Here is a 16,277-nt window from a genome sequence, read left to right as displayed (position 1 = left end):
GCATTTGTCCGGGCGTGGCCAAAAGATAACAAGCTACCGGTCAAGGGGCAGTCATGGGGCAGTGGGACGGATCAACAAAAAGGGCACTCGGCCTGTTGGCGGTGTTGGGCCTGTCGGGGTGCATGTCGCTTGGCGACGGTGCACAGACCGCCGAAGGCGGACAGGTGTCGCGGTTTTTGTCAAAATCACCCGATGCAGACCTGACCGCGCGCCAAAAAGAGGCGGCGCAATCGACGGTTATCACCGCATTGCAATCGCGCCGCAGCATTTTGCCCACTGACAGTGCCTATGACCGCGTCGCGCAGCCCGTTCTTGCCGCCTATAGCCGCCCGTCCGAGGCCGAATTGCGCAGCGCCCGCTTGCGCGCCAAGGCGGCCTCAAAAAACTGGTTGCCGCGCATCGGGCCGGATATCAGTCTGACCAGCCTTGGTGATCTGGTGACTCAGTTGGTGGTGGAACAGGTTCTGTTCGACAATGGCCGTAAAAAGGCCGAACGCGCTTTTGCCAAGGCCGATGTCGAAGTCGCCGCCGTGACACTGTCCGAGGATACCAATGACCGTGTTCTGACGGCGCTTGGGCTGTATCTGGACGCCATGAAAGCGCGCGACCGCAGCACGCTTGAACGACAGACGCTGAAAGACATGCAGCATTTCGAGTGGGTGATGAACGAGCGCGTCAAAGGCGGCGTGTCGGATATGTCTGACTTGAACGTGCTGCGCCAGAAGCTCTCTGAGATACGCTCGACCCTTGCCGCGCAGCAGGAGGCCGAGGCCGCAGCTTTTTCCGAGTTGAACGCGATGTCGGCACAGCCCTTGGACGGGGTGCAGGGCCTGACCGATCTGATGCCGGAGACCGGGAACGCCAAGCCGCTTCAGGTTTTGCGGGCCGAGGCGGAAAAGGAACGCGATATCGCGCAGGCCAAGATTGACCGCGCGGGCCTTTTGCCGGGATTGACCGCAGGCGGCTCGGTGGATGAAAACGGCTCCAACATCGGGTTGAACATCTCGTCCGATCAATTGCTGGGCCTTGGAACGGGCGATAACCTGAAAGCGACAGCCGCCGCGCGCGATGCCGCCGAACGCCGGGTGGGCCAAGCCCGCGAAGATGCCGAGCGCAAGCTGCGCCGCCTTGACAGCCGCCGCAACGCCCTGTCGCGGCAGGTGACCGAGGCCAGCACATTGGCCGCGCAAGCCAAGGCAAATCTTGATTTGTTCCAACGCCAATACAAGGCCGGTCAGCGGCAGGTGATGGATGTGGTCGGCATGTATGAAACCTTTGCCGCGCGTCAGACAGCGCATCTGGACCTGAAATATGAACTGGCCAAGACGCGGCTTGAGATTGCGCGCCACCTTGGTCTGCTGGCGGACGGGGGCAGCATTTGAGCAAAGCGCCCACAGCCCTGTCGATCACCAGCGGTGTGCGCCGCCGGTTGCGCGCCGTGTCCAATTCCGACACGGCCCCCGAGACCCCACGCGTGGCAAACGCCGTGCAAACCCCGCCGCCCGAGCCGCAGATCAATTCGCGGTTTGGCGAACGTGCCGAGGCGCGCGCCAAGCTGGGGGCGACCTATGCCGCGATCCTTGGGCAAGAGGTGATGGCGCGTGATATCCTTGAGGCGATGATGTCCAGCGATGTCACCGGGGATCAGCCGCAACCGCAGGCCTTGGCCGATGGTTTGGCCGCTGTTGGTCTGCTGACCGAAGTGGAAAGCGTGTCGCAGTGTCTGGGCGATCACTGGCCCGCCTTGGCGCAAATGACCAGCGGGCAGTTCATTTTGGTGCTGCAACAGGACCGCGGTGATCTGGTGATCTATGATCCCACCTGCACCGACAACCGCGCGACCGTGCCCTTGTCGGAGTTCGAGCCCTATTTTACCGGCATCATCGTCCGCGCCGAAGCCCCGCTTGGGACGATATCAAAGGCCCATACCGAAGACACCGCCGCGCCACATTGGTTCTGGAGCCAGTTCGCGGGCTTTCGCCGTCATTTCGGCGAAGTGGTTCTGGGGTCTTTTGTGGCCAACCTTCTGGCCGTGGCGGTGGCCTTGTTTGCCTTGCAGGTCTACGACAGGGTGATCCCGCATCAATCGCAGGCCACCCTTTGGGTGTTGGCCGGTGGGGCCGGTCTGGCCCTGATGATGGAGGCGTTCCTGAAAATTGCGCGCGCGCGTTTGATGGACGGGGCCGGGCGGCAGATTGAACTGAACGTGCAGAGCCTTTTGATGAACCGCTTGCTTGGCATGCGCTCCGAGGTGGCGGGCCGCGCGCCAAGCCAGTTGTTCTCGGCCATGCGGGAGTTTGGCTCGGTTCGGGAATTCTTTACCGCCTCGACCATCGGCAGCTTGGCGGATGTGCCGTTTATTTTCGTGTTCCTGCTGTTGGTGGCGTCGATTGCCGGGAACGTCGTCTGGGTGCTGGTGTTCGGCGCGATCTTGATGGTTCTGCCGGGGTTTTTCCTGCAAAAAAAGATGATCCGCCTGACGCAGGAAACCCAAGGCGCATCCTCGAAATCCTCGCGCCTGTTGCACGAGGCGATATTCGAGCTGGACACCTTGAAAACCCAACGTGCCGAAGACCGCTTTCGCCGGTTGTGGCGGGAACTGACCACGCTTCAGGCGATGAAATCCAGTGAGCAGCGCAAACTGGCCTCGACCCTGACGTTCTGGAGCCAAGGTGTGCAACAGGCCACCTATGTGGCCGCGATTATCATGGGCACCTATCTGGTGTTTGCGGGCGAATTCACCGTGGGGTCGATCATTGCCGTGTCGATCCTGACCAGCCGCACATTGGCCCCGCTGACGCAATTGGCCGGGACGATGGCCCGCTGGAGCAATGTCAAATCGGCCCTGACCGGAATGGATCAAATCGCCATGGCCGAACAAGACAGCGCCGAAGATCGCGCCTATCTGCGGCGCGAAACGCTAGCGGGCGGGTTCGAGTTGCGCGAGGTGCAGTTTGGCTATGACGAAGGGGCGGCACCGGTTGTGGACATCCCGGCACTGGCCATTCAGCCGGGGCAGAAACTGGCCATTCTGGGAGCCAACGGGTCGGGCAAATCCACGTTTCTCAAGCTTTTGTCGGGGCTTTATGCGCCAGCCAAGGGCCGGATTATGCTGGACGGCACCGACATGAACCAGATCGAGGCCCGCGATCTGCGCCGTTTGGTGGGCTATCTGGGCCAAGATGTGCGCCTGTTCACCGGCAGCTTGCGTGAAAACCTGAACCTGACGCTTCTGGAACGCGATGATGACCGGTTGATGCGGGCGTTGGATTTCGCCGGGCTTGGCCCGTTTGTCAAATCGCATCCCAAGGGGCTGGATCTGGAAATTCGCGATGGCGGGCAGGGGCTGAGCCAAGGGCAGCGCCAGTCGATTGGTTGGGCGCGTTTGTGGCTGCAAGACCCGCGCATTTGCCTGCTGGATGAACCCACGGCAGCACTGGATCAAACGCTGGAGCGGACATTGGTCAGTCGTCTGGAAACGTGGCTTGAGGGGCGCACAGCGGTGATCGCCACACACCGCGTGCCGATCTTGCAACTGACCGATCGCACGATGATCTTGCAAAATGGGCGCATGGCCGTGGACGGCCCGCGCGATCAGGTTTTGGCGCATATCGCCCAAGCCCCGACCGGAGGGTCATGATCATAGCCACCGGTGCAACCGCCCTTGTCGCGCAACTGAATGATCGTTTGCGTGGTCCCAGCCTGACCATTTGGCTATGCGCCGTGACGGTGTGGCTGTTTATCCTTTGGGCGGCGTTTGCCTGGGTTGATGAAATTGTCCGTGCCGATGGCGAGTTCGTTTCATCCTCGCGGCCACAGATCATTCAGAACCTTGAAGGCGGTATTTTGGCCCAGTTGATGGTTCAAGAAGGCGATATCGTCGAGCGTGGCGATACGCTGGCCCGCCTGCACGGCACGCAGTTCAAATCCTCGGTCGAGGAACTGCACGATCAGATCAACGCCCTGGACGTCCGCCGCCTGCGGCTTGAGGCCGAATTGGCCGGGCAGTTTGATTTTACCGTGCCAGACGATCTGGCCAAACGCAGCCCTGAAATGGTCGCCTCGGAAAAGGCGCTGCTGAAGGCGCGGCAAGCCGATTACGTCAAGCGAAGTGAAGGTGCGAAAGAGGTGCTTCATCAAGCGGCGGAAGAACGCAAGCTGATGGAAAATCTTTTGAAGAAAAACGTCGTGGCCCTGATCGAAGTCACCCGCGCCCGCAAGGACCATGCCGAAGCACAAAAACGCTATGACGAGGTCGTGACGCAAACCGAATTGGACCGCGCGCAGGCGTATTCCGAAACGCTTAGCGAACTGGCCACGTTGAAACAGAACCTCAAGGCCAGTCAGGACCAACTGAACCGCACTGTCCTGACCAGCCCAATGCGCGGCATCGTCAACAACCTGAACGTCACCACCATCGGCGGTGTCGTGCGCCCCGGTGAACAGATTTTGGAAATCATCCCGCTGGACGAGGAAATGTTCGTGGAGGCCCGCGTTGCGCCTGAGAACATCGCCAATATCCGCCGTGGCCAAGAGGCGACAATCAAGCTGTCGGCCTATTATTACACGATCTATGGCACGCTCAAGGGGGTGGTGGATTTTATCTCGGCTGATACCTTCAAGGATGAAAATGCCCGCGATCCGGATGGAAACCCGCATTACCAGGTGACTTTGCGGGTGGATATGACGGCGCTGACGCCGCGCCAGTCCAGCATCGAAATCCGCCCCGGCATGCAGGCGCAGGCCGAATTGCACACCGGACAGAAAACCGTGCTGCAATACCTGCTCAAGCCGCTTTATAAATCGCGCGAAGCCTTCCGCGAGCCGTGATGCCCTTGGCCTATGCGGCCAGAAAGGCCCATAGACGGCTGGCATTATCGCTGGCCACGCGGCCTTGTGGCATGGTCAGATAATAGCCTTTGCCGGTGTCCAGCCGCGGCCCGGGCAACGCGGCCAATGTGCCTTGCCTGACCTCGTCTTCCAGCAAGGGCAGGCTTCCCAGAACGATCCCGTCGCCTTGCAACGCCCGCCCGACCGATTGCGCATAGCTGGCGCAGGGCAGGCGCGGATGGTGCGCCAATGCGCGATGCGCGGTTTGTGCGTGCCATTTGTCCCAGCCGATCCAGTCGGGGCCGCGCAGCGGATAGGTCAGCAATGGCGCCTGCGCGTGATCCGCCCCCGGTGCGGCCATGGCGACCAACGTTTCAGAAAACAGCAATTGTGCCCGGCGGCCCGGAAACTGGCCGTCACCATAAAGCACCGTCAAATCATGCGAAGGCGCGGTCAGGTCGCGCGGGTGGTCGGTGGTGGTCAGGTTGATCGGGCAGGCGGTTTCCCCCAAGGCAAACGCGCGCAACCGGGGCTGCAACCAGAACATCGAAACCGCCCCCATGGCGGCAAGGGTCACCGGCGGATCATCCGGCGCGCGCACGGCCTCTAGCCCTTGAGCCAGAAACTCCAGCGTCACGCCCACTTTTTCAAACAGGCTGTCGGCCGCCGCTGTGGGCGTCAGTCTGGGTTTGTCGCGAATGAAAAGCGCGACACCCAGCCAATCTTCAAGCTGGCGAATGCGTTTGCTTACAGCCGCCTGCGTGACGTGCAATTCGCTTGCGGCTTGGGTGAAACTGCCATGCCGCATCACGCTGTCGAAAAATAACAGCGTATCCAGCGGGGGCAGGGAATTGCGTTTGATTGACATAACCAAAAGTTATGCAATGGAGTAAGAATTTCCAAGGTTTTCCTTGTGGGATGAGTGATAAATAAATCGCCTGACGGAATGCAAAGGATCAGACATGCCCGAACTTGACTGGCACGCCGAACGCAGCGATTTGGATGGCTTGGCGCGGCTTGAACGCACCCCCGAGAACGAAGGCATCGACCTACGCGCCGTCCGCCTCTATCGGCAGGGCCGTGTGCGACAGGAAATGGCCAAGCGGGGTATTGGTGCGGTGATCCTTAGCGACCCGGTGAACATCCGCTATGCCACCGGCACCCGCAACATGCAGGTGTTTTCCATGCGCAATGCGCCCTCGCGCTACCTGTTGCTGACGGCTGATCGGTCGATCTTGTTCGAATTCACCGGCTGTCTGCATCTGGCCGATGGGTTTGAAACCGTGGACGAGGTGCGCCCGGCCAAAACCGCCAGTTTCGTGGCCGCAGGCCCGCATATCGCGGAACGCGAACGCGCATGGGCCGCTGACATGGCCGATCTGATTGCCGGTTTGGTCGGCACAGGGGCCACCGTGGGGCTGGAGCGGCTGAACGCCGGCAGCGCCCTTGCCCTGCGCGATCAAGGGCTGCACATCGTCGATGCGCAAGAGCCGGTGGAGATGGCCCGCGCGATCAAATCGCCTGAGGAAATGAAATGCGTCATCGCCTCGCTCCGCGCAACCGAGGTTGGGGTTGGCAAGCTGCGCGACGCCATCCGCCCCGGCCTGACCGAAGCTGAACTGTGGTCTGTCCTGCACCAATCCGTTATCGCGCAGAACGGCGATTATGTGGAAACCCGCCTGCTGAATGCTGGGGAGCGCACGAACCCTTGGTTTCAGGAAACCTCGAACAATGTGATCGGGGAAAACCAATTGATCGCGCTTGATACCGATGTCGTGGGCTGCCACGGCTACTACGCCGATTTTTCGCGCACCTTCCATTCCGGGCCCGATGCGCCAACCGAAACGCAGCGTGAGCTGTACAAAGTGGCGCATGAACAAGTGCAGTACAATATGGGCATTTTGCGCCCCGGCATGTCCTTTCGTGACTATGCGAACGCGGCATGGGACATCCCCGACAAATATTATGCCAACCGCTATTACCTGTCGGCGCATGGCTGTGGGATGACCGGGGAATATCCCTATCTTTATCACCACGGGGATTTTCCCGATGCGGGCTACGATGGGGAAATCCTGCCCGGCATGACGCTTTGTGTCGAAAGCTATATCGGCGAAGAGGGCGGCCGCGAAGGCGTGAAGCTGGAGCAACAAGTGCTGGTCACCGACACCGGGGTTGACCTGTTGTCACAGTTTCCGTTCGAGGATGCGCTGTTGCGCTAGCCGTCAGCTTTCCATCCAGATCGTCACCGGGCCGTCGTTCAACAGCTCGACCTTCATGTCGGCGCCGAATTGCCCGGTTTCTACTGGCACACCCTGCGCGGCCAGTTGTGCCGCGAAATATTCATACAGGCGCTTGCCCTCATCCGGGGCGGCTGCGGTGGAAAATCCGGGCCGATTGCCGCGGCTTGTGTCGGCGGCCAAGGTAAACTGACTGACGACAAGCGCCGTGCCGCCGATATCGCGCACTGAGCGGTTCATCTTGCCCGCCTCATCAGTGAAAATCCGCAGCTTGGCGATCTTGGTCGCCAATTGATCGGCCTGCGCTTCGGTATCGCCCTGCATGGCGCAGACCAACACCAAAAGGCCCGGACCTGTCTGGCCAATCACCTGCCCATCGACGGTGACCGAGGCATGGGCGACACGTTGCAACAAGGCTCGCATTGGCGGCTCCTTTTGTCAGAGTGACCCTATGTGCATGGGCCAAGCGATTGACGCAAGTCAATGCGCAGTGATGCAGGTTGCGGCATTGTCACCGCCTGAAATAAAAAAAGGAGTTGGCACTATGGTTGAGAAATCGCAAACCGGCTTCTGGCCGTCTGTGTATGAACCAATGCGCAATTTCGGGCAACGCGTCGCCGATTTGGTTGCCCCCGCGTCGGATGCCTCGTCGAACGCTAACGCGTATAACATTTCCATCGAACTGCCCGGCGTGGCTGAAAAGGACATCGACGTGTCGGTGCATGACGGCGTGGTAACCGTGACGGGCGAAAAAACGCACGAACGCGAGGAAAAAGGCGATACGTGGTTCTTCTCGGAACGCCAATACGGGTCGTTCAGCCGCACGTTCCGCCTGCCGGCCGATGCCGATGGCGACAAGATCGAGGCGCACCTGAAAGACGGCGTGCTGACCTTATCTGTGCCCAAGCGTGGCAGCGCCGTGGGTGAGGCCAAGAAGGTTGCGATCCAAAAAACCTAAGGCGCGCCTTGGTCGCGCGATCATGCGGCACCTCGCCTCCGGACCGTCGCACAACGCTTCGAGGTGACGCGCGCGGCACGGATAGCGCGCGCGAGGTGTCGCACACTCACAAAACCCCTTGTTCGCGCGCGATCACATAGCCGATTGCGCCACCGATCAGCAGCGCACCCAGAACCGCAAGTGTGATTTTCCAAGCCGACCATGGCCGTTCACCCTGCACCCGGCCCGTGCGGCCATTGACCACAAAGCGATAGGTCTGGCCGCGATATTTGTAAGCCGCCAGCCAGACAGGCAGCAGGATATGCTTGAAGGTGATATTGCCCATCTCGGTCTGGATATCGTGGATACGCTGCCGGTCGCCGCCAATATCAAACCGCACGTCTCGGGCAATCACCCGATCCATGATCTGCCGCGCCTCGGCAAAGCCGTCGTCCAATTCAACCGCGTAGCCCTCGGCGCGGAAGCCCGCCAGATATTCAGGGTTGTAGGGCTCAAGCGCCGACAAATCCCACGGCTCCAACCCATCGGTGAAGCGCTTGGGCAGGCTGCGCGAGGCCAGCACCAGCACATCGTCGAAAAACCGCGCCACCCGGCCCGACACCGCCCGCCACCGCACCTTGGCCACGCGCACGCGTTCGCGCTTGCCATTGCGGGTGACGGTGCGGGTTTCATAGTAAACCGTGCCGCGTTCACCGCGATAGGCCGACCGTGTGTCGGCATCAAAGGTCCAGTAGGGCACGTAGATGCCCTGCATCTTGCGCCCCTTGCGGGCATAGTCCTGCAATCCGCCGGGCGCGAACCACAAACCGCCCAGCCAATCCGTCATCGCCTGCCGGGCGCTGTCTTCGCTTAGCGCGAAGGGCAACAGGCCCTTGGGCTTGATATGCCGGTGGGTGCCGGTATCCGTGACCACCGGCGTGGCGCAAAACGGACATTCCTTGGCATGCAGGGTCTGGTCAAACTCGACTTGCGCGGCGCAATTGGGGCAGGTGGCAACGCGGGTTTCTTCGATGTCCTGCTCGGGCAGGTCATGGGCCAAGGCGCGGCGGAAATCCAATTCACGAATGGAACTTTGCCAAGGGCCCGCTTGCGCCACGTCTTCGGAATGGCCGCAGTGATCACACAGCAAGCGCCCGGCCTTGGGATCAAACCGATAGTCCGCCCCGCATTGATCGCAGGGAAAGCGATGTTCTTCGATGGGCGCGTGTGTGTCGGGCAGGGGCATGAACGAAACCGGCCTTGGCTAAGGACAACAAACAGCAGGGCGTGCGGATGGCGGGCCGCCCAGTGGTCACGCGCCGGGCGGCGGTGGCGGCAAAACCGTGAACAGTTGCGCCAGCTCGGCCACATCTTCGGCCCGCAGCCAGCCATCTTGGCCCGCCGTCCAGACATAGGTATCGCGGGTCAGGTTACCATCGCTGGCCATGCGCCCCATGGCGGCCTTGGAAAACGGCCCTTTGGTTTCGCCACCCTCGGCGATGTGCCAGACATGTTCCACCGGCGGGGGCGGCGGGGCGGCTTGATCGGCCTGAGACGATCCGCCCCATGGCCCTTGTTGGTTGGCCATCTGCTGCGCCATGGCCATGCCCATCCCCATGCCAAGCCCGGCACCGATGCCGGCCCCGCCGGACGGGTTCTTGGCCGCGGCTGTCATCGCTTCGGCGGCGGAATACTGGGTGAATTTGCCCAGATCCCCTGCCAGCCCCGCCGAGGTGCGCTTGTCCAACGCCTCTTCCACAGCGGGCGGAAGTGAGATGTTCTCGATATAGAATTCCGGAATGGTCAGGCCGTATTCGGCCACCACCTTGGAAATCTCGGCGGCCACCAGCTTGCCCAGATCGGCGGTGTTGGCGGCCATGTCCAGCACAGGGATTCCGCTGCCCGCGATGATCCGCGAAAATGCCTGCACGATGATGTTGCGGATCTGATAGCTGATCTCGTCCATCGTAAACTCGCCATCTGTGCCCACGATTTCCGACAGGAACCGCGCCGGATCGGCCACCTTGACCGTGTAACTGCCAAAGGCGCGCAGGCGGGTGGGGCCAAACTCGGGATCGCGCAGCATGATCGGGTTCTTGGTGCCCCATTTCAGATTGCTGAACCGCGTGGTGTTGACGAAATAAATCTCGGATTTGAACGGCGATTTGAACCCATGATCCCAGTGGTTCAGCGTCGTCAGCACCGGCATGTTGTTGGTTTCCAACATATAAAGGCCGGGGGTGAAGACATCGGCCAACTGCCCCTCATGGACGAACACCGCCGATTGTCCTTCGCGCACGGTCAGCTTGGCGCCATACTTGATTTCATGGCCTTCGCGTTCGAACCGCCAGACCATGGTATCGCGGGTGTCATCGACCCAATGGATGACGTCGATGAACTCGCCGGTCAGAAAATCGAAAATACCCATCATGCAGGTCTCCTTGGGGGCGTCTTGTGGTTTCAGATGGACCCATCGGTCCCGGTCAGGATGCGCCGCGCGATGGGCAGCGCCTCGTCGGGGTACATGCCGGGTTTGAGGTCCGGGGTGTAAAGCAGGCTTAGCAATTCTTCGTCAAGCGAGGTGAGCAAGGCAAACTCGTCGTCGTCGTTAAAGATCGACGGCCGTGCATGGGGGCTATCGTTGGCCAGTCCAAGCCCCTGCGCCACTTCTTCGTGAACACAGGATTGGCGCATCAGTTTGGGGTGTTCGGCCCGGATTAAGGCAATCGCACGCCCATAGCTGTGATCGTTTTCCGACGATGAGAATGCAACCACAAGGCAATGAATTGTCCGGGGCAGGGTGCGAAACAGCGCAATCGACGCCGAGTTGATATTGGGCACGATCTGGCGAATCCGGTCAACGGCCTGCGCGCGATCATCTTCGCCCATGATCAGCACGTGAAAATTCGGGTTGCGGCGCCCGGTTGCGATGGGATGGCCCGTCACTTGTGCTAGCCGCTTGGCATAGTCACTGACCATGTCACGATCCATCGGGCGCTGTGCTTCGGGGACGCTGTCACCGAATTCCACGGCGATGCGCACCGGGCCTGTCCATTTCCGTAAACCCACCGGCCTGCCGTTGGATCGGCGCAAACCCGCGTTGCGTTCGTATTCGTCGTAAAACGCGATCCGCTCGAAATTGCGGATCACGTCGGTGTCGGTATAGGGCGTGTCGGCCCCGCCGCCATCGGTCCGCAGCAGCCCTTGGGCCAAAAGATCGGCCTGCACGGCGGAGTAATACCGGGTCATGGCCTGACTGGCGCGCGACGGGCCAGCATCGATTGGGGCGTCGGGCATCGCCACATCGGCGGGCCGCGCCTGCGGTTTGGTCTGGGGCGGTGCGTTGGCTGTCACGCAGGCGGACAGGGCCAGCAACGCTAGCCCTGTTGCGCAGTGCCGAGAGAGCCGCCGCACGCGCATCGCTCGGCTCAGGCCTTTGGCACGGATGTGCCGGCGGTGTCGCCGACGCCATCCTTGCGAGACTTGGCGGCGGCCAGCGTGTCGCGCAGATCGGTCTCCATTTTCTTCAAATCCTGTTCGGCGGCGGCGCGTTTGGCCTTGCCTTCATCGGCGATCTGAAGGCTTTCCTCGATGGTGCCGATCAGATCGGCATTGGCCTTTTTAACGGCTTCGATGTCAAACACGCCGCGCTCCATTTCTTCGCGGATCATCTTGTTGCTTTCGCGCAGGTTCTCTGCGTTCGAGGTCAGCAATTCATTGGTCAGATCGTTGGCATCGCGCACCGCCGCTGCGGCCTGCGCCGAGCGCTGGATCGTGACCGCCTGCGCCAGTTGCGTTTCCCAAAGTGGCACGGTGTTCACGAGGGTCGAGTTGATCTTGGTCACAAGGCTTTTGTCATTTTCCTGCACCAAGCGGATCGACGGCAACGATTGCATCGTCACCTGACGGGTCAGTTTCAGGTCATGCACCCGGCGTTCCAGATCATCGCGGGCGGCGCGCAGATCGCGCAATTCCTGCGCTTTCATAACCTGATCGCCCTCGGGCGCGGCCTGCATTTCGGCCTCTTTTGCGGGGATATGCGTATCGTCCAGCTCTTTCAGCTTTTCTTCGCCCGCCGCGATATAAAGCGCCAGCTCATCATAAAATTGTAGTGTCTTTTCATACAGCAGGTCCAGCGACTTGATGTCTTTTAGCAGCGTATGTTCGTGATGCAGCAGATCATCGGTGATCTTGTCGATCTGGCCCTGAACGGTTTCAAACCGCGCGGTGAACTTGGCAAAGGGGGCTGCGCGGCCCAATAGCTTTTCCCACCATTTACGCTCGCGCCGGACATCCAGTTCCGACACTGAAAAGCCACGGATCGTCGTGACGATGCCGCGCAGGCTATCGCCTGCCGGGCCGACATCCTTGTTGCGCACGCCCTGCAACATGGATTGCGAGATTTCCTGCAATTCCGCCTGTGCGGCCGATCCAAAGGATACGATCGAATTGCTGTCGGTCATGTCGATCTCGTCCATGCGCTTGCGAATTTCGCCGCTGGCTGTCGCGTCGGCCTGTTCAAGTGGCACGATGGCGTTGGCCTCGGCCGGTTGCGGCAGGATGGCGCGGCTTACTTCTTCGACATCGGCCAGCGCGGCCTCGGCTTTCTGGCGTGTGGTGTCCGACATGGTAATTCCTCACTCGTTGTTGCTGTCCGGGCGGATGCCCTCACGTTGCAGGCGGTCACGCAGAACGCCAATTTCAATGTCCAAATCGCTGCGGTCATCGCGCAGCAGCTTTTCGGTGCGCGCGGCAAAGTTGCCCGACAGATCATCCAGCAATGCGACGTAATCGGCCTTGGCCTGCGAATCGCGGTTGCGACCATAGATATCGGCGAACTTCACGGTCGCATCGCGCGCGCCCAGCAAATAAACCGACAGGTACTTGCGCGCCGCGGTCAGGTCGCGCGGGTCTTCTTCGACGGTGCGAAACAATTCGCGCGCGGTGGTCTTGAATTGCTCGACGCGGGCCTCGATCTGTCGGTCGCCGGCGCGCTTGATGGCCTCTGACATGGCGGTCAGGTGCTGTTCGGCCTCGTCCACGGCGCGCGCCACACGGTCGGTCTGGAACATATCCACGCCATCCACGCCCTTGTCGCTTAGCGGGTCCAGACCGAAGGCAAAGGAATGGATGACAGCGCCCAAAATGGCAAAGATCCCGGCCTCGATCAGGCCAAAGCCTGCGAGCCCGGCCACGAACAGGCCCGCGCCTGTGGCCAGTGATCCGACGATTTTGCGCGGCAGGGCGGGGCGGCGCGCCACCTTGCGCGCCTCATAGGCTTCTTGCGCCAGAATGCCCTCTCGGGTCAGCCACGCGGCCAAGATCAACAGGCCCAGTGCGGCCAGATACAGCGCCATCATCACCGGGTCGGATGTGAACGCCTTCCAGATCAGCGGCAAAGGCGCCAGAAACAACAGGTTTACCCGGCCCCCGGCCTTGGTGCGCTTGGCGCCGCGATACGGCCCGGTGTTCGGGGCTGCATTGGCACCGGCAGGCGCGCCATCGGGGCTGTGTTTTCCGCCATAACGCTGCGCCATTACGCGCCCCCTGCGATGGACACGTAGAAAATCAGTAACACCAGCAGGAAAAACGCCAGTTTCTGCAACCCTGTAACAGTCATAAGGCCCCCGGACCTTGTTAAGACAAAAAGAACTTAGGCGATGAAGCCCCGGCTTGCTAGGGGGAAGTTTGGGCCGGGCGGCGCATTGCCTGTCGCCGGGTTGGTGGGCGGCGCGGTGGCGTTGTTTCGACCTTACCCCGCTTTAGCGACAATGCTATGACGGCCTGATGACAGCGCGATCTTTTGTGCCCCGCGGGGCGGCCAGTTTCACCGTGGCCTATGATGGGCCACCGCGTGACGTGTATTTCTTGTTGCTGCCCAAGCTGACGCTTTTGGCCTTCACCTCGGCGGTCGAGCCGCTGCGCGTGGCCAATCAGGTGGCGGGGCGCGAACTGTATCGCTGGTATGTCATGACCGAAGATGGCGGCCCGGTGACCTGTTCCAGCGGCGTGCATATCACGCCCGATAGCGGGCTTGTCGATGTGCCCCGCGATGCGTTGGCGTTTGTTTGCGCGGGGATCGAACCCACGACCACCGCCAGCCGCCGCGCGGTGCAATGGGTGCGGCGTCAACGCGCGTTCGGGTGTCGTGTCGGCGGCATTTGCACCGGTGCCTTCGCCTTGGCGCAAGCGGGCCTGTTGCAAGGGCGTCGCTTTACGCTGCATTGGGAAAACCAGCCCGCGTTCGCAGAAAAATTTCTGGATCTCGAACCAACCGGCGCGCTCTATGAAATCGACGGCCCTTTGGTGACCTGCGGTGGCGGCAGCGCCGCAACCGACATGATGCTGGACCTGATCGAACGCGACCATGGCGGCGATCTGGCGACCATCGTGGCCGATATGTGCCTGCATGTGCGCTCGAACTTTCAGGATCGCAAACAGAAGTCGGCGTTTTCCTTTGCGCTCAGCAGCCGCAACGCCCACCTGATCGCCGCGATGCATGCGATGAATGACAGCCTTGAGGCCCCCCAGCCGATTGAGGACATCGCCGAACAGGTCGGCATCTCGCGCCGTCAGCTTGAGCGGCTGTTTACCGCCCATGTCGGTAGCACCCCGGCGCAATTCTATATCGAGCTGCGGATTTCACGGGCCCATGCGCTGTTGAACGAAACCGATCTCAGCGTGGCCCAGATCGCCGCCGCAACAGGGTTCAACAGCGCCTCGCAAATGGCCACCCGGTTTCGAAAGCGCTTTGGCATGTCGCCGCGCAGCTACCGCAAGAAATGGAGCGCAAGCGACGGCGCAGGCTAGGGGCAGCACCGCAACCGTCCAACGCCGCTGCACGCGCGACAGGCCGTGAAAGTCTGGTTTTTTGTCTTCAAAATCGGTGCCTTGCGGGCGGATGGGCGCGGCTTTGCTGTTGCGCGAGCTGTGGGATAACCCGCCCGAGACAATGGCCACGGCTTGAATTGTCACAGCCTTGTAGCAAAAGCGTCATCTTGATGAATCGGGCCGTTGGTAGCCACCCGGCAGAGCCCGGACCGGGCCAAAAACTGACAACGAGGTTGCTATCATGAACACCAATCGTCGTACTGCCATCAAGATGGGTGCCGCCGCGCTTGCCGCGCCGATGATCTTGCGCGCCACCGATGCTCTTGCCTCTTCGGGCAGCGTCAAGGTTCTGGCTTGGCAGGACTACATTCAGCCCAATATCGCCGAAAAATTTGAGGCCGATACTGGTATCAAGCTTGAGTTGACCACGTTCGGTTCGAACGACGAGGCCGAATCGACCATCCGCGCCAATGGCGGCAAGGGCTTTGACATCGTGTTCCCGTCGATCACCAACGCGGCTGGATACATCGACGACAACGGCGACAGCTTCTTTGCCGAAGTGCCCGCAGAGGTGAAGATCGACAACGTGATCCCGTCCTTCCTGCGCGACAGCGCCACGTTGGGCGGTGTGCATAACGGCCAGCAGATCTTGCTGCCCTTCGACTGGGGCACCGAGGGTCTGACCCTGAACCGCGTCAAGCTTAACATTACGGATGCCGACCTGAGCTATGGCGATCTGTGGCGCGACGAGGCCAAGGGCGCCGCCGCCTTCCGCCAGAAATCCGTGATCATGGGAACGGGTCTTTACCTTGATGCCATCGGCGAAGTGCCGTCGAACCGGATGCTGGATGTCTACAAATCCGAAGAAGAGGCCCGCCGTGTCTGGGGGGGCGTCGCCGGTTGGATGATCGAACGCAAGGAAAATTTCGGGGCCTTCTGGAACAACGCCACCGAAGCAACCGCCGCGTTCAAGGATGCTGGCTGTGTCATTGGTCAAACCTGGGATACCACTGGTCTGCTTTTGAACCGCGAAAACGCTGACTTTGTGTATCGCGCGCCCAAGGAAGGCATCATCACGTGGCTCGACAGCTTTGGCATGCTCAAGCAGGCCGAGAACCCCGAGCAAGCGGTGGCCTTCATGAACTTCATGCTGCAGCCTGAAACGGGTGGTATGTTCGCCAACAACACCGGCTACAACTCGGCCGTTGTCGGGGCGGCTGAGTTTGCCTCGGACGACTTCAAACGCCAGTTCAACGAGGTCTACACCGCCGAGGTTCTGGGCAACATGTGGTGGTGGCAGGCGGACACGCCGTTCTTTGCCCCGATCCGCAATGAGTTCGTCGAGATCATCACGAACGCCTGATTTTCAGGCGTGACTTAACGTGAAAAACGCGAGGGAGGCGTCTGCGCCTCTCTCCATTTTTCTTTTGTTTTCGGGGGCA

14 protein-coding genes are annotated in these 16,277 nt (G+C 60.9%); 7 read left to right on the top strand and 7 right to left on the bottom strand.

The features are described from left to right. The first annotated feature begins 53 nt into the window (after nucleotides 1-53). The 3 genes from HAT86_RS04930 to HAT86_RS04920 are packed head-to-tail and all read left to right on the top strand — an operon-like array spanning nucleotide 54 to nucleotide 4,830. Nucleotides 54-1,382 (top strand): TolC family protein, encoded by a 1,329-nt coding sequence (locus HAT86_RS04930; protein ID WP_231125817.1) that lies wholly within the window; start codon nucleotides 54-56, stop codon nucleotides 1,380-1,382. Next, on the top strand, nucleotides 1,379-3,640 hold the full coding sequence (locus tag HAT86_RS04925) for an ATP-binding cassette domain-containing protein (RefSeq protein WP_196780513.1): 2,262 nt from the start codon (nucleotides 1,379-1,381) through the stop codon (nucleotides 3,638-3,640). Before HAT86_RS04930 ends, HAT86_RS04925 begins: the two co-directional genes overlap by 4 nt. Next, nucleotides 3,637-4,830 carry an HlyD family efflux transporter periplasmic adaptor subunit gene (locus tag HAT86_RS04920; protein ID WP_167194008.1) on the top strand — a complete coding sequence of 398 codons (1,194 nt, stop codon included), beginning with the start codon at nucleotides 3,637-3,639 and terminating at the stop codon, nucleotides 4,828-4,830. Before HAT86_RS04925 ends, HAT86_RS04920 begins: the two co-directional genes overlap by 4 nt. Nucleotides 4,831-4,840: 10 nt before the next feature. On the opposite strand, the gene HAT86_RS04915 is transcribed toward HAT86_RS04920, so the two are convergent. Further along, nucleotides 4,841-5,698: a LysR family transcriptional regulator gene (locus HAT86_RS04915; protein ID WP_167194006.1), complete on the bottom strand. Its 858-nt coding sequence runs from the start codon at nucleotides 5,696-5,698 to the stop codon at nucleotides 4,841-4,843. Nucleotides 5,699-5,792: 94 nt separating this feature from the next. On the opposite strand from HAT86_RS04915, the gene HAT86_RS04910 reads away from it, so the two are divergent. Continuing rightward, nucleotides 5,793-7,049 carry a M24 family metallopeptidase gene (locus HAT86_RS04910; protein WP_167194004.1) on the top strand — a complete coding sequence of 419 codons (1,257 nt, stop codon included), beginning with the start codon at nucleotides 5,793-5,795 and terminating at the stop codon, nucleotides 7,047-7,049. A gap of 3 nt (nucleotides 7,050-7,052) precedes the next feature. On the opposite strand, the gene dtd is transcribed toward HAT86_RS04910, so the two are convergent. Further along, nucleotides 7,053-7,490 (bottom strand): D-aminoacyl-tRNA deacylase, encoded by a 438-nt coding sequence (gene dtd / locus HAT86_RS04905; RefSeq protein ID WP_167194002.1) that lies wholly within the window; start codon nucleotides 7,488-7,490, stop codon nucleotides 7,053-7,055. A gap of 121 nt (nucleotides 7,491-7,611) precedes the next feature. On the opposite strand from dtd, the gene HAT86_RS04900 reads away from it, so the two are divergent. Further along, a complete protein-coding gene (locus HAT86_RS04900) occupies nucleotides 7,612-8,025 on the top strand; it encodes an Hsp20/alpha crystallin family protein (protein WP_167194000.1) in 414 nt (137 codons plus the stop codon). Nucleotides 8,026-8,131: 106 nt separating this feature from the next. Here the strand turns inward: HAT86_RS04900 and HAT86_RS04895 are convergent, their stop codons facing one another. From HAT86_RS04895 to HAT86_RS04875, 5 genes are all read right to left on the bottom strand, one after another. Then, nucleotides 8,132-9,250, bottom strand: a complete 1,119-nt coding sequence (locus HAT86_RS04895) for a TFIIB-type zinc finger domain-containing protein (RefSeq protein WP_167193998.1) — start codon at nucleotides 9,248-9,250, stop codon at nucleotides 8,132-8,134. Nucleotides 9,251-9,316: 66 nt separating this feature from the next. Then, on the bottom strand, nucleotides 9,317-10,432 hold the full coding sequence (locus HAT86_RS04890; protein WP_167194108.1) for an SPFH domain-containing protein: 1,116 nt from the start codon (nucleotides 10,430-10,432) through the stop codon (nucleotides 9,317-9,319). Between the two features lie 32 nt (nucleotides 10,433-10,464). Further along, a complete protein-coding gene (locus tag HAT86_RS04885) occupies nucleotides 10,465-11,424 on the bottom strand; it encodes a DUF2927 domain-containing protein (protein WP_167193996.1) in 960 nt (319 codons plus the stop codon). A gap of 8 nt (nucleotides 11,425-11,432) precedes the next feature. Further along, entirely contained in the window at nucleotides 11,433-12,632 is a 1,200-nt protein-coding gene (locus HAT86_RS04880; RefSeq protein ID WP_167193994.1) for a toxic anion resistance protein, read from the bottom strand. 9 nt (nucleotides 12,633-12,641) lie between these two features. Continuing rightward, complete coding sequence (locus HAT86_RS04875; protein WP_167193992.1) at nucleotides 12,642-13,541, bottom strand: 5-bromo-4-chloroindolyl phosphate hydrolysis family protein; 900 nt, start codon at nucleotides 13,539-13,541, stop codon at nucleotides 12,642-12,644. Nucleotides 13,542-13,791: 250 nt separating this feature from the next. Between HAT86_RS04875 and HAT86_RS04870 the strand changes: the two genes are divergently transcribed. Then, nucleotides 13,792-14,814, top strand: coding sequence for a GlxA family transcriptional regulator (locus HAT86_RS04870; RefSeq protein WP_167193990.1), 1,023 nt, complete (start codon nucleotides 13,792-13,794; stop codon nucleotides 14,812-14,814). A 262-nt stretch (nucleotides 14,815-15,076) separates the two neighbouring features. After that, nucleotides 15,077-16,198 (top strand): extracellular solute-binding protein, encoded by a 1,122-nt coding sequence (locus tag HAT86_RS04865; protein ID WP_167193988.1) that lies wholly within the window; start codon nucleotides 15,077-15,079, stop codon nucleotides 16,196-16,198. Nucleotides 16,199-16,277 lie beyond the last annotated feature (79 nt).

Source organism: Roseovarius gahaiensis (assembly GCF_011601345.1).
Lineage (GTDB): Bacteria > Pseudomonadota > Alphaproteobacteria > Rhodobacterales > Rhodobacteraceae > Roseovarius > Roseovarius gahaiensis.
The sequence above is the reverse complement of the archived record's forward strand: the minus strand, read 5'-3'. Positions and strand labels throughout refer to the sequence as shown.

Coding starts and splice junctions, on each gene's coding strand:
- HAT86_RS04895 (WP_167193998.1), bottom strand. CDS start 9,250: ATGCCCCTGCCCGACACACACGCGCCCATCGAAGAACATCGCTTTCCC.
- HAT86_RS04900 (WP_167194000.1), top strand. CDS start 7,612: ATGGTTGAGAAATCGCAAACCGGCTTCTGGCCGTCTGTGTATGAACCA.
- HAT86_RS04915 (WP_167194006.1), bottom strand. CDS start 5,698: ATGTCAATCAAACGCAATTCCCTGCCCCCGCTGGATACGCTGTTATTT.
- HAT86_RS04880 (WP_167193994.1), bottom strand. CDS start 12,632: ATGTCGGACACCACACGCCAGAAAGCCGAGGCCGCGCTGGCCGATGTC.
- HAT86_RS04865 (WP_167193988.1), top strand. CDS start 15,077: ATGAACACCAATCGTCGTACTGCCATCAAGATGGGTGCCGCCGCGCTT.
- HAT86_RS04875 (WP_167193992.1), bottom strand. CDS start 13,541: ATGGCGCAGCGTTATGGCGGAAAACACAGCCCCGATGGCGCGCCTGCC.
- HAT86_RS04920 (WP_167194008.1), top strand. CDS start 3,637: ATGATCATAGCCACCGGTGCAACCGCCCTTGTCGCGCAACTGAATGAT.
- dtd (WP_167194002.1), bottom strand. CDS start 7,490: ATGCGAGCCTTGTTGCAACGTGTCGCCCATGCCTCGGTCACCGTCGAT.
- HAT86_RS04890 (WP_167194108.1), bottom strand. CDS start 10,432: ATGGGTATTTTCGATTTTCTGACCGGCGAGTTCATCGACGTCATCCAT.
- HAT86_RS04930 (WP_231125817.1), top strand. CDS start 54: ATGGGGCAGTGGGACGGATCAACAAAAAGGGCACTCGGCCTGTTGGCG.
- HAT86_RS04885 (WP_167193996.1), bottom strand. CDS start 11,424: ATGCGCGTGCGGCGGCTCTCTCGGCACTGCGCAACAGGGCTAGCGTTG.
- HAT86_RS04870 (WP_167193990.1), top strand. CDS start 13,792: ATGACAGCGCGATCTTTTGTGCCCCGCGGGGCGGCCAGTTTCACCGTG.
- HAT86_RS04910 (WP_167194004.1), top strand. CDS start 5,793: ATGCCCGAACTTGACTGGCACGCCGAACGCAGCGATTTGGATGGCTTG.